Origin of the sequence: Aeromicrobium sp. (genome assembly GCF_032084975.1) — a bacterium.
Taxonomy (GTDB): domain Bacteria; phylum Actinomycetota; class Actinomycetes; order Propionibacteriales; family Nocardioidaceae; genus Aeromicrobium.
The window spans coordinates 1-23,701 of record NZ_DAMDLR010000014.1 but is presented as its reverse complement, the minus strand read 5'-3'; the positions used below and the strand labels follow the sequence as shown (position 1 = coordinate 23,701).

Here is a 23,701-nt window from a genome sequence, read left to right as displayed (position 1 = left end):
CGTCCGTTCCGCGGTCTAGGGTCGGTGACGTGAACGCACCCATGAGCCCCCAGATGGCCGTCGAGGCGGGTCCCTCCGACCTCGACGGGCACATCTACAACCGACTGCTGAAGGAACGCATCGTCTTCCTCGGCTCCGAGGTCCGCGACCAGAACGCCAACGCGATCTGCGCGCAGCTGCTGCTGCTCAACGCCGAGGACCCCCAGGCCGACATCTACTTCTACATCAACAGCCCCGGCGGCTCCGTCGACGCGGGCATGGCGATGTACGACACGATGCAGTACATCTCGAACGACGTCGTCACCGTCGGCATGGGCCTGGCCGCCTCGATGGGCCAGTTCCTGCTCGCGGCCGGCACCGCCGGCAAGCGCTTCGCGCTGCCGCACGCGCGCATCATGATGCACCAGCCCTCGGGCGGCATCGGCGGCTCGGCATCCGACGTCAAGATCCAGGCCGAGCAGTCGATCCTGCTCAAGCGCCAGCTGAACCAGCTGCAGGCCCAGCACACCGGCCAGAGCGTCGAGCAGATCGAGGCCGACGCCGACCGCGATCGCTGGTTCACCCCGGTCCAGGCCAAGGAATACGGACTGATCGACGAGATCGTCCAGACGGCAGGAGACGTTCGATGAGTTACTACCTTCCGCAGTGGGAAGAGCGCACGTCCTACGGCTTCCGCCGGATCGACCCCTACGCGAAGCTGTTCGAGGACCGCATCATCTTCCTCGGCACGCCGATCAGCGACGACGTCGCCAACGCGGTCACGGCCCAGCTGCTGTGCCTGCAGTCGATGGATCCCGACCGCGACATCAGCATCTACATCAACAGCCCCGGTGGCTCGTTCACCGCGCTCACGGCGATCTACGACACGATGCGCTACATCAAGCCGGACGTGCAGACGTTCTGCCTGGGCCAGGCCGCCTCGGCCGCCGCGGTGCTGCTGGCTGCCGGCACGCCGGGCAAGCGCTTCGCCCTGCCGAACAGCCGGATCCTCATCCACCAGCCCTACACCGAGGGCACGGGCGGCCAGATCTCCGACCTCGAGATCCAGGCCAACGAGATCATCCGCATGCGCGAGCTGCTCGAGAAGATGATCGCCGAGGCGTCGAACAAGACGGCCGAGGAGGTCAGCCGCGACGTCGAGCGCGACAAGATCCTGACGGCTCCCGCCGCCGTCGAGTACGGGATCATCGACCAGGTGCTCGAGACTCTCAAGACCCCGGTCTGAGCGACACGTTCACACGCAACAACCGTTGACGGGTCCCCCACGACGCCCACGTGTGGCATCGTGGGGGGACCGTTCGGAAACGACAGGAACTACGCATGGCCCGCATTGGTGAGACCGCCGACCTGCTGAAGTGCTCCTTCTGTGGCAAGAGCCAGAAGCAGGTCAAGAAGCTGATCGCCGGCCCCGGCGTCTACATCTGCGACGAGTGCATCGACCTGTGCAACGAGATCATCGAGGAGGAGCTCGCCGAGGGCGCTGAGGTCAGCCTCGGCGAACTGCCGAAGCCCGCCGAGATCTACGAGTTCCTCAACACCTACGTCGTGGGCCAGGACGGCGCCAAGAAGTCCCTGGCCGTCGCGGTCTACAACCACTACAAGCGCGTGCAGGCGCAGGCTTCCGGCCGGCTCAACAAGGACGAGAACGTCGAGCTGGCGAAGTCCAACATCCTCATGGTCGGTCCCACCGGCTGCGGCAAGACCTACCTGGCCCAGACGCTCGCGCGCATGCTCAACGTGCCGTTCGCGATCGCCGACGCCACGGCGCTCACCGAGGCCGGCTACGTCGGCGAGGACGTCGAGAACATCCTGCTCAAGCTCATCCAGGCCGCCGACTACGACGTCAAGAAGGCCGAGACGGGCATCATCTACATCGACGAGATCGACAAGATCAGCCGCAAGAGCGAGAACCCGTCGATCACGCGCGACGTCTCGGGCGAGGGTGTCCAGCAGGCCCTGCTGAAGATCCTCGAGGGCACCACCGCCTCGGTGCCGCCGCAGGGCGGGCGCAAGCACCCGCACCAGGAGTTCATCCAGATCGACACGACGAACGTCCTGTTCATCGTGGGCGGCGCGTTCGCCGGACTCGACCAGATCATCGAGCAGCGCAGTGGCAAGAAGACCCTCGGCTTCAACTCCGACATCGCCGCGGCCGAGAAGGACGCCGGCGACGCCGAGAAGCTCTCGAAGGTCGTGCCGACGGACCTGCTGAAGTTCGGCCTGATCCCCGAGTTCATCGGCCGACTGCCCGTGATCGCCGCGGTCAACAAGCTGGACAAGCCGGCGCTCATGTCGATCCTCACCGAGCCGCGCAACGCGCTCACCAAGCAGTACGTCCGCCTGTTCGCGATCGACGACGTCGAGCTGGAGTTCACCGAGGACGCGTGCGAGGCGATGGCCGACCTGGCCCTCGAGCGCGACACCGGCGCGCGCGGCCTGCGCTCGATCGTCGAGGATGCGCTGCAGGACGTCATGTACGAGATCCCCAGCCGCGACGACGTCGCCAAGGTGATCGTCACGTCCGACACCGTCCGCGGTCACGGCGGCCCCCGCGTGGTCACGCGCGACGAGGCCGACAAGAAGGCCAGCTGAGCCTAGGCACCGGGCGGGGGAGTGGCGCCACCGCCGCCTCACGGTAGCGTCGACCCATGGTCGACATCACGCTGTTCGGCGCCACCGGCTTCACCGGCGGCCTCACCGCGGACTACCTCTCCGTGCACCTCCCGGCCGACGCGACGTGGGCCATCGCCGGCCGCACTCGCGCCAAGCTCGAGCAGGTGGCGGCGCGCATCGGCGCCACGGGTCGCTCGGCCCCCGAGATCGTCATCGCCGACGGCACCGACGCCGCCTCGATGGCCGCGATGGCCGCCGACACGCGGGTCCTCATCAGCACCGTCGGCCCGTACCTCGAGCACGGCGAGCCCGCGGTGAAGGCGGCCGCCGAGGCCGGCATCGACTACGTCGACCTGACGGGCGAGCCGCAGTTCGTCGACGAGATGTGGCTCAAGTACCACGAGACCGCCGTGTCGACCGGCGCACGGCTCGTGCACGCGTGCGGCTTCGACTCCATCCCCTACGACTTGGGCGTCCTGTACGCGATCGACCAGCTGCCCGCGGGCGTCCCGCTGACGATCAAGGGCTACATCCGCGCGAAGGCGACGTTCTCCGCCGGCACGTACCACTCGGCGATCGGCCAGATCTCGCAGTTCCGCCGCTCGCAGTCCACGGCGAAGAAGCGACGCGCTCGCGAGGGGCGCCCCACCGGGCGCCGGATCCGCGGAGGCGGGTCACCGGGACGTGCGGAGCCGCCGGTCAAGGGCTACGGCGTGCCCCTGCCCACCCTCGACCCGCAGATCGTCCTGCGATCCGCGCGGGCCCTCGAGCGCTACGGCCCCGACTTCACGTACGAGCACTACGCGCACTTCCGCACGCGCCGCATGATGGCCGCGGCGGTGCCGGTCCTCGCGGCCGTGGCCGTCGGCTCGCAGATCCCCCCGCTGAAGTCGCTGATGCTGAAGGTCAAGGCCTCCGGCGACGGTCCGTCGGAGGAGCAGCGGGCCGGCTCGTGGTTCACCCTGACGCTCGTGGGGGAGGGTGGCGGCACCAAGGTCATCACCACCGTGCGCGGCGGCGACCCGGGCTACACCGAGACGGCCAAGATGCTGGCCGAGTCCGCGATGTGCCTGGCGTACGACGACCTGCCCGAGGTCTCGGGCCAGGCGACGACGGCCGTCGCCATGGGCTCGGCGCTGATCAACCGGCTGCAGAACTCGGGGATCGACTTCTCGACCAGCGTCGAGAAGTGAGCTAGGCGACGACGACCTCGACGCCGGCTCCCTCGAGGGTCGCCCGGTCCTCGGGAGTGATCCCGTCGTCGGTGACCACCGCGTCGGCGTCGGCGAGGTCGGCGAACGAGAAGACCTGCTCGGGCCCGAACTTGGTGGAGTCGGCCAGGACGACGGCCGTGCGGGCCGACGCGAACAGGGCGCGCTTGACGGCCGCCTCGTCCGCGTCCTGGGTGCTGAACCCGTGGGTCGGGGCGATGCCGTTGGTGCCGATGAAGGCCACGTCCACGCGGGTGGTGCCCAGCGCTTCGACGGTGGCCGGGCCGACGGCGACGCCGGTGACCTCGCGGACTCGTCCGCCGATCGTGTGCAGCGCGATGCCCGCGCGATCGAGCAGCTGGTGGGCGATCGCCACGCTGTGCGTCAGGACGGTCAGGCGCCGGTCCGTGGGCAGGACGTCGGCGACGTGCGCGATCGTGCTGCCGCCGTCGAGCAGGATGCTGCCGCCGGCCTCGGGCAGGTACCGCAGGGCGGCCTGACCGATGCGGGCCTTGAGCTCGGGGCGCTCACCGGTGCGCTGGGCCAGGGTCGCCTCGATGCGCGAGTACGCGGTCGACAGGACCGCGCCGCCGTGCACCCGTCGAGCGGTGCCGGCGCGCTCCAGCACCGCCAGGTCGCGGCGGATCGTCTCGGTCGAGACCGACAGCTCGGCCGCCACGTCATTGACGGACACGCGCCCGTGCTGGGCGAGGCGTTCGGCCAGCAGGACCTGGCGCTCGGCGGCGTACACCCGACCTCCCGGAGGGCTCTGTGGAAACGTGTCGCTTTCCGTGGGAGTTTACGACGTCCGCCGGAGGGGGACGGATCTTTCGACCTCCGGCCCACCGATCTTGTGCTCCCTCAGCCCAGATATGGGCCGAGGTGGCACAAGATCGGTCCCCAACCGCGGCTCAGGCCTCGGCGAGCGTGGCGTCGACCGCGAGGCCGCCCTCGGCCTCGGCGGTCACGACGTCGCCCACGATCCGACCCGCGGCGCGGACGTCCGGCAGGGCGGCGTCGAGCAGGTCGAGCGTCGAGCGGTCGCCCGTCACGGCGACGTGCGTGACCTCGGTGCGCTGGCTGACCTTCGCGGTCGACTTGGCGCCGCGGATGCCCGCGAGCGCCTCACCGGCCACGGCCAGCAGGCGCGCGTCGAACGTCTCGATCGCGAGATCGTCGGCGGTCGGCCAGGCGGCACGATGGATCGAGCCCTCCTGCCACCACGACCAGACCTCCTCGGTCACGTACGGCAGGAACGGCGCGAGCAGGCGCAGCTGCACCGAGAGCGCCAGGACGAAGGCGGCCTGGGCGGACCGTCCCGTCTCGTCCTCGCGGCGCGCTCGCTCCTTCACCAGCTCGAGGTAGTCGTCGCAGAAGTCCCAGAAGAACTTCTCGGTCACCTCGAGGGCCGACGTGTAGTCGTACGCCTCGAAGTGGGCCGTGGCGGTCTCGACGACCTCCTGCAGGCCGGTCAGCAGGGCGCGGTCGAGCGGCTGCGTGACCAACGAAGGGTCGAGCAGCGACGCATCGGCACCGAGTCCGTACTGGTCGACCGGCGCGACGACGAACTTGCTCGCGTTGAGCACCTTCATCGCGAGGCGGCGGCCGACCTTCATCTGGGTCTCGTCGAACGGCGAGTCGGCACCGGGTCGGGCGCCGGCGGCGCGCCACCGGACGGCGTCGGCGCCGAACTTGTCGAGGATCTCGTCGGGGACGACGACATTGCCCTTGGACTTGCTCATCTTCTTGCGGTCGGGGTCGACCACGAAGCCCGAGAGCGCCGTGTGCGTCCACGGCACCTGGCCGAACTCCTGGTTCGACCGCACGACGGTCGAGAACAGCCAGGTGCGGATGATGTCGTGGCCCTGGGGACGCAGGTCCATCGGGAACGTGCGCTCGAACAGGTCCAGGTCGCGCTCCCAGCCGCAGACCAGCTGCGGCGTCAACGACGACGTGGCCCACGTGTCGAGCACGTCGGGGTCGGCCATGAAGCCGCCTGGCTTGCCGCGCTGGGACTCGTCGAAGCCGGCCGGCGCCTGCGACGCAGGGTCGACTGGCAGGTCGAACTCGGGGGCGAGGATCGGGTTGTCGTAGTCGGGCTCGCCCTGGTCGTCGAGCAGGTACCAGACCGGGAACGGGATGCCGAAGAACCGCTGGCGGCTGACGAGCCAGTCGCCGTTGAGCCCCTCGATCCAGTTCGAGTACCGCGACTGCATGTAGCCGGGGTGCCAGTCGATGTCGTCGCCCAGACCCACGAGGTGCTGGCGCAGCTCGGCGTCACGGCCACCGTTCTTGATGTACCACTGGCGGGTCGAGACGATCTCGAGCGGCTTGTCGCCGCGCTCGTAGAAGTTCGCCATGCGCGAGGTCGCCTGCGGCTCGCCGTCGAGGTCGCCCGAGGCCAGCAACGCGGCAGCCATCGCCTCGCGCGCGCTGAAGGTGGTCTTGCCGGCGAGCGCCGTGTAGACGTCGTCGCCCCTGCCCCCGGCGATCCACTCGGGGGTCTCACGCAGGATGCGCCCGTCGCGGCCGATCACGGTGCGGTTCGGCAGGTCGAACTCGCGCCACCACTGCACATCGGTCAGGTCGCCGAAGGTGCAGCAGTGGACGATGCCCGAGCCCTTCTCGGGGTCGGCCAGCGTGTGGGCCAGGACGGGCACCTCGACGCCGAAGATCGGCGAGCGGGCCGTCGTGCCGAACAGGTGCTGGTAGCGCTCGTCGTCGGGGTGCGCGATCAGCGCGACCGCGGCGGGGGTCAGCTCGGGCCGGGTGGTCTCGATCCAGACCTTCTCGCCGTCGGCCAGGTGGTACGCGACCCGGTAGTAGTGGCCCGGGTAGTCGCGGGCCTCGAGCTCGGCCTGGGCGACGGCGGTCTGGTAGGTGACGTCCCACATCGTGGGGGCGTCCTGGCTGTACGCCTCGCCGCGGGACAGGTTGCGCAGGAACGCGCGCTGGCTGGTGGTCTGGGCGTCATGCCCGATCGTCGTGTAGGTCTGCGACCAGTCGACCGACAGGCCCAGGGTGCGCCACAGCTTCTCGAAGACCTGCTCGTCGCGCACGACCAGCTCGTTGCACAGCTCGATGAAGTTGCGTCGGCTGATCGGGACCTGCTTCTTCGGGTCGGGCTTGGCCGGCGGCGTGAAGTCGGGGTCGTACGGCAGCGACGGATCGCACCGCACGCCGTAGTAGTTCTGGACGCGGCGCTCGGTGGGCAGGCCGTTGTCGTCCCAGCCCATCGGGTAGAAGACCTCGAAGCCGCGCATGCGCTTGTAGCGGGCGATCAGGTCGGTGTGGGTGTAGCTGAAGACGTGACCCACGTGCAGCGAGCCGGAGACGGTCGGCGGCGGGGTGTCGATCGAGTAGACCTGGTCGCGCGTCTTGCTGCGGTCGAACGCGTAGGTGCCCTGCTCGGCCCATACGCCCACCCACTTCTCCTCGAGGCCTTCGAGGACGGGCTTTTCGGGAACGCGGCTCTGTGTGGTCACGAGGCCCGATTCTACGTGGACGCTCGGGGCTGCGGCACCGCGCCAAGGCCGGTCGAGCAGGATGAGGACCGGAGGCGATCAGATGAGTGACAGCGAGCGGCCGACGATCCACGTCGTGGCGGCGTTCACGACCGACGCGCAGGACCGGATCCTGATGGTGCGCAAGCACGGGTCCGAGATCTTCATGCAGCCCGGCGGCAAGCCCGAGCCGGGCGAGGAGCCGGTGCCGGCGCTCGTCCGCGAGCTCGCCGAGGAGCTGCTCGTCGTCGTCGACCCCGACGACCTCGTGACCTGGGGACGCTTCGAGGCCGACGCGGCGAACGAGCCCGGGCACCACCTCGTGGCCGACGTCTTCGCCCTGCGCCTCGACGGCGAGGTCACGGCGGCGGCGGAGATCGCCGAGGCTCGATGGTTCACCCGTGCCGAGGCGCGTGCCCTCGGGACCCGGCTGGCTCCTCTCGCCCGCCGGATGCTGGAGGTGCCCGAGGTCCGGTCGCGCTTCCGTCCCTTCCGGTTCACCGAGCCGATCGAGACCGAGCGGCTGCGGCTGCGACCGATCACCATCGATGACGTGGACGCCTTCCACGCGTACCAGTCCCGCGAGGACGTCGCCCGCTTCATGCTGTTCGAGCCACGCGGCCGCGAGGAGATGGCCGCCAAGGTGGCCGAGTGGTCCGAGCACACGGCACTCGAGCTGGACGGAGACTACCTGGAGATCCCGATCGAGCGGCGCGAGGACGGGGCGATGGTCGGGCACCTCTACCTGAGCCTGCGCAGCACCGACCACCTCACGGCCGAGATCGGCTGGGGGCTCCACCCGGACCACCAGGGAAAGGGGTACGCGCAGGAGGCCGCCACGGCGCTGCTCGAGGTCGCGTTCGACCGGATGCGCCTGCATCGGGTCGTCGCCGAGCTCGATCCTCGCAACGAGGCGTCCGTCGCGCTGTGCCGGCGCCTCGGCCTGCGCGAGGAGGCCCGGTTCCGCCAGGACATGTGGTTCAAGGGCGCCTGGGCCGACACGGGCGTCTACGCGATCGTGGCCGGGGACTTCTCCTCCACTCGAGGCTCCGGCGGCTGATCGCCGTCGGTCCGTCCCAGCCGGCTGGGCCACCAGATGTGACGGCCGATGTCGAGGTTCAGCGCCGTCACCAGCACCGACCGCACGATGATCGTGTCGAGCAGGACGCCGATCGCCACGGCGAAGCCCAGCTCGGCCAGGAACACGATCGGCAGCGTCGCAAGGGCTGAGAACGTGCCCGCCAGGACCAGGCCGGCCGACGTGATCACGCCCCCGGTGGCCGCGAGGCCGATCAGCGCACCGCGGCGCGTACCGTGGACGAGCGCCTCCTCGCGCACCCGGGTCATCAGGAAGATGTTGTAGTCGATCCCCAGCGCCACCAGGAAGACGAAGGCGAACAGCGGGAACGACGAGTCCGCCCCCTCGAACCCGAACACGTAGTGGAAGACCAGCGCGCTGATGCCCAGGGCGGCGGCGAACGACAGCACGACCGTCACCAGCAGGATCAACGGTGCCGCCACCGAGCGCAGCAGGACCATGAGGACCAGCAGGACGACGACGAGGATGATCGGGATGATCAGCCGGTTGTCGGCCGAGGAGGCCTCCTGCACGTCGAGGTTCAGGGCGGTGTTGCCGCCGACCAGCGCGTCGGCGCCCGCGACGTCGTCGAGGGCCGTTCGGGCCGTCTCGACGACGGTCTTCGCCTCGGCCGAGTCGCCGGGGACGTCCAGGGTCGCCTCGAGGTAGGCCAGGTCGCCCTCGACCTGGGGCTGGGTCACGGACGCCGCGTCGATCCCGTCGAGCCCGGCGACGACCGTCCGGACCTCGGCGGCCTGCGGGGCGTTGCTGATGACCTGCAGCGGCTCGCCCGCTCCGGCCGGGAAGTGCTCGGCGATGCGTTCCTCGGCGACCACGGACGGCTGCGTCGTGGTGAACGCCTCGGCGTTCGTCAGGCCGGTCGCGTCGAGCTTCACGATGCCGAAGGACAGGCCGACCAGGACCAGTGTCGTGACGACCCAGACGACGCGCGGTCCGCGCGCGATCCAGCGGCCGACGCGGGCCCACAGACCCGAGTCGGTGCGCTGGGGGTCGCCGAAGTGGGGGATGAACGGCCAGAACACCCAGCGGCCGAAGATGACCAGCAGCGCCGGGAGCAGGATCAGCATCGCCAGCAGTGCCACGGTGATCCCGGCCGCACCGACAGGTCCGAGCCCGGACGTCGAGTTCATCTGGGCGAACAGCAGGCACAGCAGGCCGATGACGACGGTGCCGCCGCTGGCGATCACCGCGGGAGCCGCCCGGTGCAGGGCGTGGGCCATCGCCTCGTGGCGGTCCTCGTACCGGCGCAGCTCCTCGCGATAGCGCGCGACGATGAGCAGGGCGTAGTCGATGCCGGCGCCCAGGACGAGCACGCTGAGGATGCCGGCGCTCTGGCCGTTGACGGTCAGTCCTGCGTACTTGGCCAGCAGGTACACGAGCCCCTGGGCGGCGAAGACGCTCATGAGGCCGCAGAACAGCGGGATGAGCCACAGGATCGGGCTGCGGTAGGTCAGCAGGAGCATCACGATGACGACGCCGACCGCCGCCAGCAGCAGGACGCCGTCGATGCCGGCGAACGCCTCGGCCTGGTCGGCGCCGAGTGCAGCCGGGCCTCCCACGTCGACGCGCAGGTCGGTGCCCGCGACGGCCTCGCTGGAGACGTCCTCGACCTCGTCGATCCAATCGGGCAGGTCCTCCCAGCCCTCTTCGTCGAGGGTCATCGGCACGATCAGCTGTGCCGCGAGCCCGTCCTCGCTCGGGATGGGCCCGGCGACCTCGCCGATCGGCACCCCGTCGAGGTCGCCCAGTGCCGTGGCCGCCGACTGGGCGGCGGCGAGGTCGGCCTGCGTCAACGGCTCGGTCGAGGACAGCAGCACGATCGCGGGGGCCGTGTCCTCGTCGTAGAACGCTCCCGCCTTCGTGATCACCTGCGTCGACTCCGCCTCGTCAGGCAGCCAGGCGGCGATCTCGTTGTTCTGCACCTCGGTGAGCTTGGAGCCGAAGGACCCCAGCACGGCGAGGACGACCAGCATGAGGGCCAGCACGACCCACTTGGCCCAGCGATGGGTGATCCACCCGGCGACCTGACGATTCATTCGTCCAGTCTGCGCTCGTCCGATCAAGGGTGACCATGGGTGAAATCCCTGAGTTTCGAACCATTTTCCCCCATGCGTCCCGGTAGCCGCTCGGTCCCCATGCGTGACGGCGCGCGGCGCTTGGGGATGCGATGACGCCGGCACTGGGATACTGGAGCCGATGAGGCCCACCTACCCCGATGTCGAGCTCGCCCTGCTGTCGCGCTGGCCCGAGACCCGGCTCGAGCCGTCGCTCGACCGGATCCGCGCCATCTGCGAGCTGATGGGTGATCCCCAGCGCTCCCAGCCGGTCATCCAGCTGACGGGCACGAACGGCAAGACCTCCACCAGCCGGATGATCGACGCGCTGCTGCGCGCGCTCGACCTGCGCACGGGCCGCTTCACCAGCCCGCACCTGCAGCGCATCAACGAGCGGATCTGCGTCGACGGCGAGCCGCTGACCGACGAGCTCTTCGTCGATGCGTACGCCGACGTCGCGGTGTACGCGGACCTGGTCGACCAGACCCAGCCGCACCCGCTGAGCTTCTTCGAGATGCTCGTCGCGATGGGCTACGCCGCGTTCGCCGACGCGCCGGTCGACGTCGCGGTCGTCGAGGTCGGGATGGGTGGCGCGTGGGACGCCACCAGCGTCGCCGACGCCAACGTCGCGGTCGTCACCCCGATCGACATCGACCACGCGTCCTACCTGGGGGACACACCCGCCGACATCGCCGTCGAGAAGTCGGGGATCATCAAGCCGGGCACCCGCACCGTGCTGGCGTCGCAGCCCGAGGAGGTCCTCGAGGTCATGCTCGGGCGCGCCAACGAGGTCGGCTCGCTGCTCGTGCTGGAGGGCGCCGACTTCCGGGTCGAGTCGCGCACCGCGGCCGTCGGTGGCCAGATGTTCACGATCCAGGGCGTCAAGGGCCGGTACGAGGACATCCTGCTGCCGCTGCACGGCGAGTTCCAGGCGCGCAACGCCGCGCTGGCGCTGGCGGCGGTCGAGGTGTTCACCGGCGAGGCTGAGCTCGATCCCGAGCTCATCCGCGCCGGCTTCGGTGCCGTCACGTCGCCCGGCCGGCTCGAGGTCGTGCGTCGCAGCCCGACGATCGTCCTCGATGCCGCGCACAACCCGCACGGGGTGCGCGCCATGGTCGAGTCGATCGGTGAGGAGTTCACGTTCAACCCGCTGATCGGCGTGGTCGGCATCATGGCCGACAAGGACGCCGAGGAGATCCTGCGCGAGCTCGAGCCCACCGTCGCGCACGTGATCTGCACCCAGAACAGCACCGAGCGCTCGCTGGCCGCCGACGCCCTCGGCGAGATCGCCACCGGACTGTTCGGTCCCGAGCGCGTCACCGTCGTGCCGCGCCTGGACGACGCCCTCGAGCGCGCCATCTCGTTCGCGGACGCCTCGGGCGAGGAGTTCCGCGACGCGATCGGCTCGGGCGGCGTGATCGTCACGGGCTCGGTCGTCACCGTCGGTGAGGCCCGCACCCTGCTGCGCGGAGCCGAGGTCGACCCGGCATGAGGCACATGTGCGCCGCGATGCTCTCGTTGCAGGCGATCATCCTGGGCCTGTCGATCCCGGTGATGATCACGGTCGAGGGCGTCTCGGCCCCCGTGGCGTCGCTCATCGGTGGCGGTCTGGCCGTCGCCTGCATCGTGGTCGCCGGGATGCTGCGCAAGCCGTGGGCCTACGTGGCGGGACACCTGATCCAGGTCGGCACGATCGCCACCGGCTTCCTCGTGCCGATCATGTTCTTCATCGGCGCGATGTTCCTCGCGCTGTGGCTCGGGGCGTACTTCCTCGGCCGCAAGATCGAGGCGGACAAGGCCCGCTGGGCCGCCGCGGGGGAGTAGGGCCGGGCGTCGCGACGAGGTGAGCCCACGTGCACACCGACGTACGCTGGACGCATGGTCCGCGTCCTGGTGGTGGCTGACGAGGTCTCACCGGTGATCCATGACGCCGGCGTGAGGCGGATGCAGCCCGATCTCGTCCTGGCGGCGGGCGACCTGCCGTGGGACTACCTCGAGTTCCTGTCGTCCATGCTCGACGTCCCGGTCGGGTTCGTGCCGGGCAACCACGACCCCGAGGTCGAGGCGCCGCACTCGGGCTTCAAGGACTGGCTCACCGGTCACGGCCTGCCGGAAGCGGACCCTCGGCCGCTCGGCTGCACGAACGTGGACGAGTCGATCGTCGACATCGGCGGCCTGCGGGTCGCCGGCCTGGGCGGCAGCATCCGCTACAACGACGGCCCCAACCAGTACAGCGACGACGAGTTCACCAAGCGCGCCCGTCGCCTGCTCAAGATGGCGGGCAAGCGCGGGGGCGGCATCGACGTCCTGCTCACCCACTCGCCGCCGCGCGACCTCGGCGACGGCGACGACCGACCGCATCGCGGCTTCACGGCGCTGCACGACGTGATCCAGCAGCTGCGGCCCACGTGGCACCTGCACGGTCACATCCACCCGTTCGGCCAGCCGCAGCCCGATCGCACGGTCGGCAACACGACGATCCGCAACGTCGTGCCGTACCGGTTGATGGAGATCGAGCCGGTCCTGGAGCGGGTGGGCGAGCATGGCTGAGTCCGGGTCTCCGCGCATCGACGCCGAGAGCGACTTCATGCGGGCGCGTCGCCTGCAGACGCTCTCGGCCCTGGCGGCTCGCCTGCGCGGTGACCACGACGACACCGCCCGGGCCCTGTCGTTCGACGAGGTCGTCGAGGCGCTCGGCCGTCGCGGCGAGCGGCGGTTGGGCCTGCAGCTCGTCCCGCTCGACGCGATCATCGGCTCGGTCGACAAGGTGCGCGATTTCGACCGGCGGTTCCGGCCGACGTCGGACAAGAGCCGGGCGCGCTGGGAGCGCATCGCCCGCGCCAGCCGGGTGGGCGAGGAGATCCCGCCCATCGACGTCTACAAGCTGGGCGACTACTACTTCGTGCGCGACGGCCACCACCGCGTGTCGGTCGCGCGGGCGCTTCGGCTCAAGCTCATCGAGGCCGAGGTGACCGAGGTACAGACGCTGCTCGAGCCGCGCGACTACGGCCGCCGTACCGACCTCGAGATGAAGCTCTGGCGCAAGCTGTTCCTGCAGCGCGTACCCATCGAGAAGCCGCATCGTGATCGCTTCGAGGTCTCGGAGCCGTACGCCTACGGCGTGCTGGCCGAGATGGTCGAGGCATGGGCCGCGCGCCGGATGATGGCCGAGGCCGAGCTGATGGACAAGCAGGCGATGGCGCGCCGCTGGATCGACGAGGAGTACCTGCCGGTCATGGAGCTGATCTCCGACGCCGGTCTCAAGGGCGAGGACGAGACCGAGGCGGACGCGTACATGCGGGTGGCGGGGGAGCGCTACCGCTTGATCCGCGAGCACCTGTGGGACCGCGAGATCATGAGCCAGATCGCGGCGAAGACGAAGAAGCGCGCCAGGCGCAGGACCTGACGCGCTTCCTCGTTCTCGATCTCAGTCGGTGATGCTCTCGCCACTGGCGGCGTCGAAGATCGCCAGCTTGCTCGAGTCGATGTACAGCTCGGCGCGCTCGCCCGCGGACACCCGGGACTCGGCGCTGAGTCGCGCGTTGACCTGCGTGCCCTGACCGGTCATGTCCTGGCCCGCGTCCTTCGCCAGGTCGGCGAGGTCGGCGTTGTCGGCGCCGCCCTCGACCGTGAAGTAGGCGTAGACGTCCGAGCCCATCTGCTCGACGAGGTCGACCGTCACGTCGACGCGAGCGCCGGTGACGTCCGATGCGACGAGCGAGGCGTCCTCGAAGTGCTCGGGACGGATGCCCACGATGACGTCGCGGCTGGCACTGCCCGAGCGCAGTGCCTCGCGCGCCCGATCCGGCACGGGCAGGTCGCCGATCGACGTCTTCAGCGTCTCCCCGTCGATCGTCGCGGGCAGGAAGTTCATCGACGGGCTGCCGATGAAGCCGGCCACGAAGAGGTTCTTCGGGGTGTCGTAGAGCTCGGTGGGGGAGCCGACCTGCTGGATCTTGCCGGCGCGCATCACGACGACGCGGTCGCCCAGCGTCATCGCCTCGGTCTGGTCGTGGGTGACGTAGACCGTGGTGGTGCCGAGGGTCTTCTGGATCCGGGCCACCTGGGTGCGCATCTGCACACGGAGCTTGGCATCGAGGTTCGACAGCGGCTCGTCCATGAGGAAGGCCTTCGGGTTTCGCACGATCGCGCGGCCCATGGCGACGCGCTGACGCTGACCGCCGGAGAGGTTGGCGGGCTTGCGGTCCAGGTGCGCCTCGAGCTCGAGCATCTTCGCCGCTTCGTCGACCTTCTGCTTGATCGTGGACTTGTCCACGCCGGCGAGGGTCAGCGGGAACGCCATGTTCTCGTAGACGGTCATGTGCGGGTACAGCGCGTAGGACTGGAACACCATCGCGATGTCGCGGTCCTTGGGAGCCTTGTCGTTCACCACGGTGCCGTCGATCTTGAGGTCACCGGTGGTGATGTCCTCGAGGCCCGCGATCATGTTCAAGGTGGTGGACTTCCCGCAGCCGGACGGGCCCACCAGGATGATGAACTCCCCGTCGGCGATGTGGAGGTTGAAGTCCTCCACCGCAAGGGCTCCGTCGGGGTACCGCTTGACCACGTTGTCCAACACGATTTCAGCCATGATGTTTCCTTTCAGCCCTTGACGGCGCCGCTGGTGAGGCCGGCAACGATCCGGCGCTGGAAGAACAGGACGAAGATGACGATCGGGATGGTGATGACCACCGCGGCTGCGGCGATCGACTGCGTGGGCTTCTCGAACGTCGTGGCACCCGTGAAGTAGCTCAGGGCCGCGGGCACGGTGCGCGAGCGCTCACTGGAGGTGAGCGAGATCGCGAACAGGAAGTCGTTCCAGCACGAGATGAACACGAGGATCGCCGTCGTGAACACTCCCGGCATGGCCAACGGTGCGATGACCTTGCGGAAGGCCTGGAACGGAGTCGCGCCGTCCATCTTGGCCGCCTTCTCCAGCTCCCACGGAATCTCGCGGAAGAAGGCGCTCAGCGTATAGATCGCCAACGGCAGGGCGAACGTGATGTAGGGGATGATCAGGCCGAGCCACGTGTCGAACAGGCCGATGTTGGTCAGGATCTTGAACAGCGGCGTGACGAGGGCGATCTGCGGGAACATCGCGATGAGCAGCGACGCTCCGACCACGAGGCTCTTGCCCGGGAAGTCCAGACGAGCCACGGCATACGCGGCCATCGTCCCGACGATGAGGGCGATGAAGGTGGCGATCAGGCAGATGCCGATCGAGTTGATCAGCGCCCGGGTGAAGTCGTCGTTCTTGAAGATCGCCTCGAAGTGCTCGGTGGTGAACGCACTGGGGAAGAAGCTGCCGTCGTTGAGGATCCCGTCGGGCTTGACCGACAGCGAGATGATCCACAGGACGGGGACGAAGGCGTAGACCAGGACGATCGCGTTGACGATCCACCACGTTGCCTTGCGCCTCGGCGTCTCGATCGCGGTGCTCATCAGCGCTTCCCTTCGTCCGAGCCCGGAGCCGCGGCCCCGAACAGCTTGATGAAGATGACCGCGATGATCGCGATCGTGATGAAGATCAGGACCGACATGGCGGACCCGATCCCGAGGTTGAGGCCCTTGATCAGGTTGTTGTACGCCACGATCGAGACGCTCGACGTCTCGTTGGCGCCGCTGGTCAGCACGTAGATGTTGTCGAAGACGCGGAAGGCGTCGAGGGTGCGGAACAGCACGGCCACCAGGATCGACGGCTTGATCAGCGGCACCGTGACCTTCCAGAACCGCTGCCACGCGTTCGCGCCGTCCATGGACGCCGCCTTGAGGAGGTCCTCGGGGACGAGTGCCAGGCCGGCCATCAGCAGCAGGGCCATGAACGGGATCGTCTTCCAGACCTCGGCCAGGACGATGATCCAGAACGAGCTCCACTGTCCGGTCAGCGGCGCACTGTCGCCGGCCAGCCAGCCGATGTCCTGGCTCCAGGCGAAGCGCCAGCTGAAGGCGGCGACGACGGTGACGATCGCGTAGGGCACCAGTGCCGAGGTCCGGACCAGCCCGCGGCCGACGATCGTGCGGTGCATGACGATCGCGAGCGCCATGCCCAGGACCAGCTCGAAGATGACGCTGACCACGGTCAACAGCATCGTGAACCCGAAGGCCTGCCACCAGATGCCGCTGGACAGCACGGTCTGGTAGTTCTCGAACCAGATGAACTTGTTGTCGTCCGGGGTGCGCAGGTCCGCGCGGAACATCGACAGGTAGATCGCGTAGCCGATCGGGTACGCCGTCACCGCCACCATCAGGATCGCGGCCGGGGCGACGAGCATCAGGCCCAGGCGGCGCTCGGCCTTCTTGCCCTCGCTGAACCGCTGGCGCGCGATCTCGGCGCTGTCGTCCTCGACCTTGTCGACGATGCTCATGGCAGGATCCCCTTCCCGGCGATCGCGTCCTTGATCGCGCTGTCCAGCTCCTCGGCCGTGTCCTCGGGGTCGATGCCCGACGGCGGCGACAGCGTGGACGAGATGATGGTCGAGATGTTCTGGTAGACCGGCGAGATCGGCCGCGAGCTGGCCGCCTCGAGCGAGTCCAGCAGGACCTGCCCCTGCGGGTAGGCCTCCTTGAACTCCGGCTCGTCGAAGACGGTCTCGTTGACCGGCGGCTCACCGGCGGTGAGTGCGTGCGTCAGCTGGTTCTCCGCCGAGCGCAGGCACATCGCGGCGTCGAACGCCTCCTCCGGGTGCTGGCTGAACTTGCTGATGCCGAAGTTCATGCCGCCGACGGTGACCTTGGACGGCTCGCCCTCGACCGCGGACGGGAAGGTGGCGAAGGCGAGGTCCTCGGCGATCTCGGGGCTGGCCTCGCGCATCGCGCTGAGCACGTACGGCCAGTTGAGGCTGAAGGCGGACGAGCCGTTCTGCAGCTGGGCGAAGACCTCGGGCTCCTGGGAGTTCGAGAGCGACGCGCTGGCCAGGCCCGACGTCGCGAGCCGGTTCAGCAGCTCCAGCGCCTGGACTGTCTTGTCGTCGATCGTGGTCTCGGTGCTGTCCTCGTTGACGATCGTGCCGCCGAACGACGACAGGATCGTGTTGAAGCCGACGACCAGGCCCTCGTAGCGAGCGCCGGTGAAGCCGATCTCGTGGGGCTGGCCCGCGGCCTTGAGCTTCTCCGCCATCTCGAACATCTCGTCCCACGTGGCCGGCGGCTTGCCGTTGCCGACCTCGTCGACGAGGGACTTGCGGTACCAGAGGAGCTGGGCGTTGGTGTGCTTCGGGATGCCGTAGACCTTGTCCTTCCAGGTCGCCGTCTCGAGCGGCACCGCGAGGGTGTCCTTCTCGACCTCGGTGCGCTGCTCGTCGGTCATCGGGATGATCCAGCCCGCCTCGGCGAACTCGGCGGTCCAGACGACGTCCATGCCCAGCAGGTCCATGCCCTCGTCGCCGGCGGCGAGGCGGCGAACGAACTGCTCGCGCTGGCCGTCGGCGTCGCTGGGGACCAGGTTGCCCACGATCTTGTACGCGCCGTCAGCCTCGGCGTTGCAGCCCTCGATCAGCTTGTCGAAGCCGGTGGCGGACGCACCGCCGAAGAGGTTGATGGTGGGGACTCCACCCTCGTCACCCCCACCACAGGCGGCCAGCGACGCCACCAGCGTCGCGGCTGCGGCCAAGCCGATTCCTCGGCGGGACTTCTTCGATCGCCAGTTCACGTGCACCACCCGACCTTCCCCCGAGAGTGAGCGGCGTGCGACTTGTGGAAATGTGACGCCGCTCACATGAACGTAGGGCGGCCGGACGGAAGCCGCAAGTCCCAGGTGAGGGTTTGCTCTCAGCCGGGGATGATCCAGGCGGTGGTGTCGGTGGGCAGGCGGTGTTCGTCAAGGGTTCCGCTGACCGCCACGAGCTCACCGTGCGGCAGGTCGACCGGGTCGGATCCGAAGTTCGTGATGACCTGCAGGCGACGCCCGCCGGTGGTCACGTTGGTGAACGCCAGCACGTCCTCGCCGAGCTCCTGCCAGTGCAGCTCGCCCCGGCCCAGGCCCAGCTTGCGACGCACCGTCAGGAGCCGCTTGTAGAGCTCGAGCGTGCTGCCGGCGACGCCTTCCTGACGGTTGGGCGCCAGGTCGCCGTAGACCTCGGGCTGCGGGAGCCAGCTCTCGCCCGTGGTGTTGAACCCGAAGGCGGGCTGGTCGGCGTGCCACGGCACGGGGACGCGGCAGCCGTCGCGACCCACGTCCTCGCCGTTCGTCCGCACGAACGTGGGGTCCTGGCGGACCTCGTCGGGCAGGGTCGTCGCCTCGGGCAGGCCGAGCTCCTCGCCCTGGTACAGGTACGCCGAGCCGGGGAGGGCCAGCATCACGGCGGTGGCGGCACGGGCGCGGCGCAGGCCCAGCTCGCTGTCGGGCTGCGGGTGGTCGGGGCCGATGCCCAGCACACGGGTCGGCTGGTCGATGTCGATCGCCAGGCGCGAGGCGTGGCGCGGCACGTCGTGGTTGGACAGCACCCACGTCTGCGGTGCGCCGACGGCCGCGGTCGCCGCGAGAGCGTTCGTGATCGACTCGCGCTGGTGCTTCGCCTTCCACGGCGTCATCAGGTAGCCGAAGTTGAACGACTGGTGCAGCTCGTCGGGACGGACGTACTTGGCCAGCGACTCCTCGGGGATGACCCAGGCCTCGGCCACGAGGATGCGGTCGGCGTCCTCGCCCTCGACGCGGTACTCGTCGACGAGGCGGCGCCAGTCGCGGTAGACCTCGTGCACCTCGGGCTTGTCCCACATGGGCTGCAGCGAGGTCGCCTGCGTCGCGATGTCGTAGTCGGACGGGGCGTCGGGCAGGCCCGGCTCCTTGTGCAGGCCGTGCGCCACGTCGATGCGGAAGCCGTCGACGCCGCGGTCCAGCCAGAAGCGCAGGATGGAGCGGAACTCCTCCTGCACCTCGGGGTTGTTCCAGTCGAAGTCGGGCTGGGTCGGGTCGAACAGGTGCAGGTACCACTGGCCCGGGGTGCCGTCGGGGTTCTGCGTGCGGGTCCACGCGGAGCCGCCGAAGTTGCTCTGCCAGTTGTTGGGCGGGAGCTCGCCGCCGTCGCCGCGGCCGTCACGGAAGAGGTAGCGGGCGCGTTCGCGGCTGCCGGGCTCGGCGGCCAGCGCGGCCTTGAACCACTCGTGCTCGCTGGAGGAGTGGTTGGGCACCAGGTCGACGATGACGCGCAGCTCGAGGGCGTGCGCGCGCTCGACGAGGGCGTCGAAGTCGGCCAGCGTGCCGAACAGCGGATCGATGTCGCGATAGTCGGCGACGTCGTAGCCGGCATCGTTCTGCGGGCTGGTGTAGAACGGCGACATCCACACCGCGTCGACGCCCAGCTCAGCCAGGTGCTCGAGGCGCGACGTGATGCCCGGCAGGTCGCCGATCCCGTCGCCGTCGGAGTCCGCCCACGACCGTGGGTAGACCTGGTAGATGACGGCGTCGCGCCACCAGGCGTCGGGCAGGGTGCGAGTGCTGTCGACCATCGGAACTCCTCGAGAAGCGCGCGGGATAGGTTGTGCTCATGACGCAGCGCACGCTTGTCCTCATCAAACCCGATGCCGTGAAGCGTGGCTTGGTGGGGGCGGTGACGTCGCGCTACGAGGCCAAGGGCCTGCGGATCGTCGCGATGCAGCACCGGACGATCGATGCCGAGATGGCCGACGCCCACTACGCCGAGCACGTCGAGCAGCCCTGGTACCCGCCGCTGCGCGAGTTCGCGACCTCCGGTCCGCTGGTGGCCCTGGTGCTCGAGGGCGACGAGGCGATCGACGTGGTGCGTGCGCTCAACGGCGCCACCGACGGCCGCAAGGCCGCGCCCGGCACGATTCGTGGCGACCTGTCGCTGTCGAACCGCGAGAACCTCGTGCACGCGTCGGACTCCGAGGAGTCCGCCGCGCGCGAGATGAGCCTGTGGTTCCCGGGGTTGTGACGTCATGGGCGGGCCGATCCTGATCCAGGCCTGCCTCAACGGCGCGCGCTTCCCGGCCGCCCATCCGGCGCTTCCGGTGACCCCGGCCCAGATCGCCGACGACGTCCACGCCGTCGTGCTGGCGGGCGCCGACGCGGTGCACCTGCACTGCAAGGACGACGAGGGCCTCGACACGTTCGACCCCGACACCCACGACGCCGTCATCACGGCCGCCAAGGTGATCGCGCCCGGCCTGCCGATCAGCGTGACGACGGGGGCCTGGGCGCTGCCCGATCCGGCCGCACGCGTCCGGGCCGTCCACGCGTGGTCGGTGCTGCCGGACGTCGCATCGGTGAACTGGCACGAGGTCGGCTCCCTGGCGGTCGTCGAGGCGCTGATGGAGCGCGAGATCGGCGTCGAGGCCGGCCTGTGGTCCATGGACGACGTCCAGGCCTGGGCCGCCTCACCCGTGCGCGATGAGATGCGCCGGGTGCTGGTCGAGCTGCCTGACGGGATCGACAAGGTCGAGATGATCGAGCTGGCCCGCGCGATGATCGGGGGAGTGCGCGCGGTCGCGCCCGAGATGCCACTGTTGCTGCACGGCGAGGGCGAGTCGGCGTGGCCGGCCCTGCGTCACGCGCTGCGGCTGGGCCTGCAGACCCGGATCGGCCTCGAGGACACCCTGCACCTGCCGGGCGGCGAGGATGCGCCCGACAACGCCACCCTCGTGCGAGTCGCGCGCGAGCTGGCCGACGAGCTGGCCTGACTCAGTACCGCGGGTCGGCGTAGAGGACGACGTTCGACTTGTGGCGCTTGACCAGGTGGACGCCGCGAGGGTGGGCCATGCCGCCGCCCGACGAGACGTTGCCCTCGATCGTCCAGATGTGGTCGCCCTCGATCCTGGACACGATGCCGACGTGCGACGCGGTGCCCTTGCTGAAGTAGCCGATGTACGCGAGACGCCCGATCCGAGGCTTGTCCGACGTGCGGCCGCGCTTGCGCTCGGCCGCCAGCAGTGACGGGAACGACTTCTTCCTCAGGACCGCGCCAGGCTTGCCGGCGGCGTGGGCCAGCCACGAGACGAAGAAGCCGCACCACGGGTCGCGCGGGCCGGTGCGACCGATCCAGCGGTTGTACTTGCTCTGGCGCGGGCTGCCCTCGCGGTACCCGACCTGCGAGCGCGCCACGGCGACCAGGTCGGCGGCGCCGAGCTTGGGCGCGACCGCGGAGGTCAGCTTCTTCTTCGCCTTCGGGTTCACGTAGACGGCGCCGGTGCGGAACTGCTGCAGGCAGGCCTTCTCGGGCAGGCCGCAGCGGACGTCGCCGGTGGGGGCGCCCAGCTCGCCGGCGGGCCCGCCATGCGCCCGGAACCTGCGGGCGAACGCGCCCTTCACGAGCCACGTGCGGTTGCCGCGCTGGACCAGCATCCCCTTGGCGTACTGGCGCCACGTGAGGTTGGCCGCCACGCGTCGGATGCCCGAGCGGGGCGCGCCCAGCGTGAAGGACAGCGACTTCTGGCGGGAGGCGAGGGTGCGAGTTCCGGAGGTCTTCCTGACCGCGATCTTCGCCGAGTGGCGCGTCGAGCTGACGACGGCGCGGTACCGGCCGCCTCGCTGGTCCGCGGGCGACCAGCTGTACCACCCGTTCTTCGACGCGCGGACGGTGCCGACCCGGGTGCGCCCCTTCTTGGTGTCGCGGTAGATCCTCACCTTGGCGCGGGCGTGCGGCTTGCCTGAGGTCGTCAGGACCTTCCCGCGCAGCCAGAAGTTCTCGCGGGTGTAGACCTTCGTGTCGGTCCCGCTGTTGAGCCGGATGCTGACCCATCGGCCGGTGGACGACGCCTTCCTGCGGGTGGTGGACGCGGTGGCGCGCGGCGCGGTCCGCTTGGCCATGACGCGGGGTGCGGGCGCCTCGGCGCTCGGGGGCGTGGTGGGTGCCTGCGTGGTGGGCGCGGTCGTCGGCTCGCTCCCGGGCTCCGTCGGGGGAGGGGACTCGGCCGTCTCGGTGGGAGTGGTCTCGACCGGTGTCGGCGTCGTCTCCGGGTCGGTCGTCGTGGCGTGGCTCGGCAGCGCCAGCAGTGCGGGCACCAGCGCCGAGGCCACGGCGGCGGTCCACCGTCGTCCTGCTCGAGTCATGGCATCAGGGTGTATCACTTCCGTCACTCGTGCATCCCCTCCGGGAGCGATGCGCTTGGCGCATCGTCCCCGATCACGCCGCTCTCCTGTGGTTACATGGGGTGGATGTTCTCCACTGCGCTCTGAGCGGAAGGCTGTTCACATGGCACGGCGAGTTTTGACGATCCTCTCCTCCGACCTGTCCGGTGAGGAGATCGAGGACGGCCAGGGCGGAACGGTCCACTTCGCGCTCGACGGGACGCAGTACGAGATCGACCTGACGACCAAGGAGGTCGCCGAGCTCCGCAAGACGTTCAAGAAGTACACGGACGTCGCGCGCCGGCAGGCCTCGCCATCGCGCACCACGTCCAGCGGCAGCACGCGTCGTACCGGTGGCAGTGGCTCGGGCCGCAGCACCGAGGAGCTCCAGGCCATCCGCGACTGGGCGAACTCCAACGGCTACGACGTGTCCTCGCGTGGCCGGGTGAAGCAGGAGATCCTCGACGCGTACGACAAGGTGAACTGACCCGGCTGTCGGCGCCCGCGACTCAGTTCGCTCGGACTGACGGCGCGAGGGTCAGCGACCGCGTGTTGTCCGTCGGGTCGTCATCCTCGGCGACCGTGGTCAGGGTGATCGTGAGCTCGACCGCCCGGTCGGGCAGGACGTCGAGCTCCCGCTGCACGAGCGGGGTCGACGAGGTCCACGAAGCGCTCCAGGTGCCCGTCACGGGCACCGGCAGGCAGATGATGGCGCAATAACGCGCGCCTCCGGAGCCCCGGACCTGCAGCTGATCACCCGGCACGGTGCCCGCGAGGTGGATCGTGAGCCGGCGCCACCCGTCACCCCGGGGCGAGTCCGACTCGACGACGTCGATGATGCGGGGGCCTGCGGGCTCCGGCTCGGGCTCCGGTTCCGGCTCCGGTTCGGGCTCGGGCTCCGGTTCGGGCTCGGGTGTGGGTCGTGGGTCTGGCGTCGGTCGCGGGTCGGGGCTGGGCCGCGGAGCCGGCTCGGGCACGGGTACCGGCGCGGAGCCGGGATCCTCGTCCTGCTCGGGCTGCTCGCGCGAGTCCGTGGGGACTGGGCTGGTCGACGTCGGTGGGGCGACGGGTGCGCGACGGATCGACGGGTCGGCTGCTGCCTTCCGCTTGGTGTCCGCCCGCGGCGCGACCGGCTCACCGAGCAGGGGGAGGGCGACCGGTGTCGGCGCCGGGACAGGACGCTCGTCGGCCGGCTTCGG

General features: G+C 69.6%; 21 protein-coding genes and 1 pseudogene. 12 read left to right on the top strand and 10 right to left on the bottom strand.

All coding sequences use genetic code 11. The features are described from left to right. Positions 1-53: 53 nt before the first annotated feature. From RT323_RS05510 to RT323_RS05495, 4 genes are all read left to right on the top strand, one after another. Entirely contained in the window at positions 54-629 is a 576-nt protein-coding gene (locus RT323_RS05510; RefSeq protein WP_313405750.1) for an ATP-dependent Clp protease proteolytic subunit, read from the top strand. Beyond that, entirely contained in the window at positions 626-1,225 is a 600-nt protein-coding gene (locus RT323_RS05505) for an ATP-dependent Clp protease proteolytic subunit (RefSeq protein WP_313405698.1), read from the top strand. Before RT323_RS05510 ends, RT323_RS05505 begins: the two co-directional genes overlap by 4 nt. Positions 1,226-1,320: 95 nt before the next feature. After that, on the top strand, positions 1,321-2,592 hold the full coding sequence (gene clpX, locus RT323_RS05500) for an ATP-dependent Clp protease ATP-binding subunit ClpX (RefSeq protein ID WP_313405697.1): 1,272 nt from the start codon (positions 1,321-1,323) through the stop codon (positions 2,590-2,592). 56 nt (positions 2,593-2,648) lie between these two features. Next, a complete protein-coding gene (locus RT323_RS05495) occupies positions 2,649-3,806 on the top strand; it encodes a saccharopine dehydrogenase NADP-binding domain-containing protein (RefSeq protein ID WP_313405695.1) in 1,158 nt (385 codons plus the stop codon). Between the two features lies 1 nt (position 3,807). On the opposite strand, the gene RT323_RS05490 is transcribed toward RT323_RS05495, so the two are convergent. Together RT323_RS05490 and valS are read right to left on the bottom strand one after the other, a co-directional pair. Continuing rightward, a complete protein-coding gene (locus RT323_RS05490) occupies positions 3,808-4,575 on the bottom strand; it encodes a DeoR/GlpR family DNA-binding transcription regulator (protein ID WP_313405693.1) in 768 nt (255 codons plus the stop codon). Between the two features lie 160 nt (positions 4,576-4,735). Beyond that, positions 4,736-7,309, bottom strand: a complete 2,574-nt coding sequence (gene valS, locus RT323_RS05485; RefSeq protein WP_313405692.1) for a valine--tRNA ligase — start codon at positions 7,307-7,309, stop codon at positions 4,736-4,738. A gap of 82 nt (positions 7,310-7,391) precedes the next feature. On the opposite strand from valS, the gene RT323_RS05480 reads away from it, so the two are divergent. Then, on the top strand, positions 7,392-8,387 hold the full coding sequence (locus RT323_RS05480) for a GNAT family N-acetyltransferase (protein WP_313405690.1): 996 nt from the start codon (positions 7,392-7,394) through the stop codon (positions 8,385-8,387). Here RT323_RS05480 and RT323_RS05475 read toward each other — a convergent pair. Beyond that, positions 8,336-10,462 (bottom strand): MMPL family transporter, encoded by a 2,127-nt coding sequence (locus RT323_RS05475; protein ID WP_313405688.1) that lies wholly within the window; start codon positions 10,460-10,462, stop codon positions 8,336-8,338. The two genes, RT323_RS05480 and RT323_RS05475, sit on opposite strands and share 52 nt — an antisense overlap. A 160-nt stretch (positions 10,463-10,622) precedes the next feature. On the opposite strand from RT323_RS05475, the gene RT323_RS05470 reads away from it, so the two are divergent. Genes RT323_RS05470 through RT323_RS05455 form a run of 4 tightly spaced genes read left to right on the top strand, consistent with a single transcriptional unit; the run spans position 10,623 to position 13,886 of the window. Continuing rightward, positions 10,623-11,972, top strand: a complete 1,350-nt coding sequence (locus RT323_RS05470) for a folylpolyglutamate synthase/dihydrofolate synthase family protein (RefSeq protein ID WP_313405686.1) — start codon at positions 10,623-10,625, stop codon at positions 11,970-11,972. Next, a complete protein-coding gene (locus RT323_RS05465) occupies positions 11,969-12,304 on the top strand; it encodes a DUF4233 domain-containing protein (protein ID WP_313405684.1) in 336 nt (111 codons plus the stop codon). Before RT323_RS05470 ends, RT323_RS05465 begins: the two co-directional genes overlap by 4 nt. Positions 12,305-12,358: 54 nt before the next feature. After that, entirely contained in the window at positions 12,359-13,030 is a 672-nt protein-coding gene (locus RT323_RS05460; protein WP_313405683.1) for a metallophosphoesterase, read from the top strand. Beyond that, positions 13,023-13,886 carry a chromosome partitioning protein ParB gene (locus RT323_RS05455; protein ID WP_313405682.1) on the top strand — a complete coding sequence of 288 codons (864 nt, stop codon included), beginning with the start codon at positions 13,023-13,025 and terminating at the stop codon, positions 13,884-13,886. Before RT323_RS05460 ends, RT323_RS05455 begins: the two co-directional genes overlap by 8 nt. A 21-nt stretch (positions 13,887-13,907) precedes the next feature. On the opposite strand, the gene RT323_RS05450 is transcribed toward RT323_RS05455, so the two are convergent. From RT323_RS05450 to RT323_RS05430, 5 genes are all read right to left on the bottom strand, one after another. Next, positions 13,908-15,071: a sn-glycerol-3-phosphate ABC transporter ATP-binding protein UgpC gene (locus RT323_RS05450; RefSeq protein WP_313405680.1), complete on the bottom strand. Its 1,164-nt coding sequence runs from the start codon at positions 15,069-15,071 to the stop codon at positions 13,908-13,910. Positions 15,072-15,082: 11 nt separating this feature from the next. Then, positions 15,083-15,922 (bottom strand): carbohydrate ABC transporter permease, encoded by an 840-nt coding sequence (locus RT323_RS05445; protein WP_313405678.1) that lies wholly within the window; start codon positions 15,920-15,922, stop codon positions 15,083-15,085. Beyond that, a complete protein-coding gene (locus tag RT323_RS05440) occupies positions 15,922-16,845 on the bottom strand; it encodes a sugar ABC transporter permease (RefSeq protein WP_313405677.1) in 924 nt (307 codons plus the stop codon). Before RT323_RS05440 ends, RT323_RS05445 begins: the two co-directional genes overlap by 1 nt. Beyond that, complete coding sequence (locus RT323_RS05435) at positions 16,842-18,128, bottom strand: ABC transporter substrate-binding protein (protein ID WP_313405675.1); 1,287 nt, start codon at positions 18,126-18,128, stop codon at positions 16,842-16,844. Before RT323_RS05435 ends, RT323_RS05440 begins: the two co-directional genes overlap by 4 nt. A 119-nt stretch (positions 18,129-18,247) precedes the next feature. Further along, positions 18,248-19,924: an alpha-amylase family glycosyl hydrolase gene (locus RT323_RS05430; RefSeq protein ID WP_313405674.1), complete on the bottom strand. Its 1,677-nt coding sequence runs from the start codon at positions 19,922-19,924 to the stop codon at positions 18,248-18,250. A gap of 38 nt (positions 19,925-19,962) precedes the next feature. Here RT323_RS05430 and ndk point away from each other — a divergent pair, with 38 nt between their 5' ends. Next, positions 19,963-20,370, top strand: coding sequence for a nucleoside-diphosphate kinase (ndk, locus tag RT323_RS05425; RefSeq protein ID WP_313405672.1), 408 nt, complete (start codon positions 19,963-19,965; stop codon positions 20,368-20,370). A 4-nt stretch (positions 20,371-20,374) separates the two neighbouring features. Beyond that, positions 20,375-21,115 carry a 3-keto-5-aminohexanoate cleavage protein gene (locus RT323_RS05420; RefSeq protein WP_313405671.1) on the top strand — a complete coding sequence of 247 codons (741 nt, stop codon included), beginning with the start codon at positions 20,375-20,377 and terminating at the stop codon, positions 21,113-21,115. Position 21,116: 1 nt separating this feature from the next. Here the strand turns inward: RT323_RS05420 and RT323_RS05415 are convergent, their stop codons facing one another. After that, positions 21,117-22,484 carry a CHAP domain-containing protein gene (locus RT323_RS05415; RefSeq protein ID WP_313405670.1) on the bottom strand — a complete coding sequence of 456 codons (1,368 nt, stop codon included), beginning with the start codon at positions 22,482-22,484 and terminating at the stop codon, positions 21,117-21,119. A 142-nt stretch (positions 22,485-22,626) separates the two neighbouring features. On the opposite strand from RT323_RS05415, the gene RT323_RS05410 reads away from it, so the two are divergent. After that, positions 22,627-22,989, top strand: a complete 363-nt coding sequence (locus tag RT323_RS05410; protein WP_313405668.1) for an Lsr2 family protein — start codon at positions 22,627-22,629, stop codon at positions 22,987-22,989. Positions 22,990-23,011: 22 nt separating this feature from the next. On the opposite strand, the pseudogene RT323_RS05405 reads toward RT323_RS05410, so the two are convergent. Next, positions 23,012-23,701: pseudogene (locus RT323_RS05405) on the bottom strand (hypothetical protein); the annotation flags it as partial.

Bases quoted from the DNA above. Each gene is read 5' to 3' on its own strand.
- RT323_RS05420 (WP_313405671.1), top strand. From the start codon at position 20,375: ATGGGCGGGCCGATCCTGATCCAGGCCTGCCTCAACGGCGCGCGCTTC.
- RT323_RS05505 (WP_313405698.1), top strand. From the start codon at position 626: ATGAGTTACTACCTTCCGCAGTGGGAAGAGCGCACGTCCTACGGCTTC.
- RT323_RS05480 (WP_313405690.1), top strand. From the start codon at position 7,392: ATGAGTGACAGCGAGCGGCCGACGATCCACGTCGTGGCGGCGTTCACG.
- clpX (WP_313405697.1), top strand. From the start codon at position 1,321: ATGGCCCGCATTGGTGAGACCGCCGACCTGCTGAAGTGCTCCTTCTGT.
- RT323_RS05430 (WP_313405674.1), bottom strand. From the start codon at position 19,924: ATGGTCGACAGCACTCGCACCCTGCCCGACGCCTGGTGGCGCGACGCC.
- RT323_RS05445 (WP_313405678.1), bottom strand. From the start codon at position 15,922: ATGAGCACCGCGATCGAGACGCCGAGGCGCAAGGCAACGTGGTGGATC.
- RT323_RS05460 (WP_313405683.1), top strand. From the start codon at position 12,359: ATGGTCCGCGTCCTGGTGGTGGCTGACGAGGTCTCACCGGTGATCCAT.
- RT323_RS05470 (WP_313405686.1), top strand. From the start codon at position 10,623: ATGAGGCCCACCTACCCCGATGTCGAGCTCGCCCTGCTGTCGCGCTGG.
- RT323_RS05510 (WP_313405750.1), top strand. From the start codon at position 54: ATGGCCGTCGAGGCGGGTCCCTCCGACCTCGACGGGCACATCTACAAC.
- ndk (WP_313405672.1), top strand. From the start codon at position 19,963: ATGACGCAGCGCACGCTTGTCCTCATCAAACCCGATGCCGTGAAGCGT.
- RT323_RS05455 (WP_313405682.1), top strand. From the start codon at position 13,023: ATGGCTGAGTCCGGGTCTCCGCGCATCGACGCCGAGAGCGACTTCATG.
- RT323_RS05450 (WP_313405680.1), bottom strand. From the start codon at position 15,071: ATGGCTGAAATCGTGTTGGACAACGTGGTCAAGCGGTACCCCGACGGA.
- RT323_RS05495 (WP_313405695.1), top strand. From the start codon at position 2,649: ATGGTCGACATCACGCTGTTCGGCGCCACCGGCTTCACCGGCGGCCTC.
- RT323_RS05410 (WP_313405668.1), top strand. From the start codon at position 22,627: ATGGCACGGCGAGTTTTGACGATCCTCTCCTCCGACCTGTCCGGTGAG.
- RT323_RS05415 (WP_313405670.1), bottom strand. From the start codon at position 22,484: ATGACTCGAGCAGGACGACGGTGGACCGCCGCCGTGGCCTCGGCGCTG.
- RT323_RS05440 (WP_313405677.1), bottom strand. From the start codon at position 16,845: ATGAGCATCGTCGACAAGGTCGAGGACGACAGCGCCGAGATCGCGCGC.
- RT323_RS05465 (WP_313405684.1), top strand. From the start codon at position 11,969: ATGAGGCACATGTGCGCCGCGATGCTCTCGTTGCAGGCGATCATCCTG.
- RT323_RS05475 (WP_313405688.1), bottom strand. From the start codon at position 10,462: ATGAATCGTCAGGTCGCCGGGTGGATCACCCATCGCTGGGCCAAGTGG.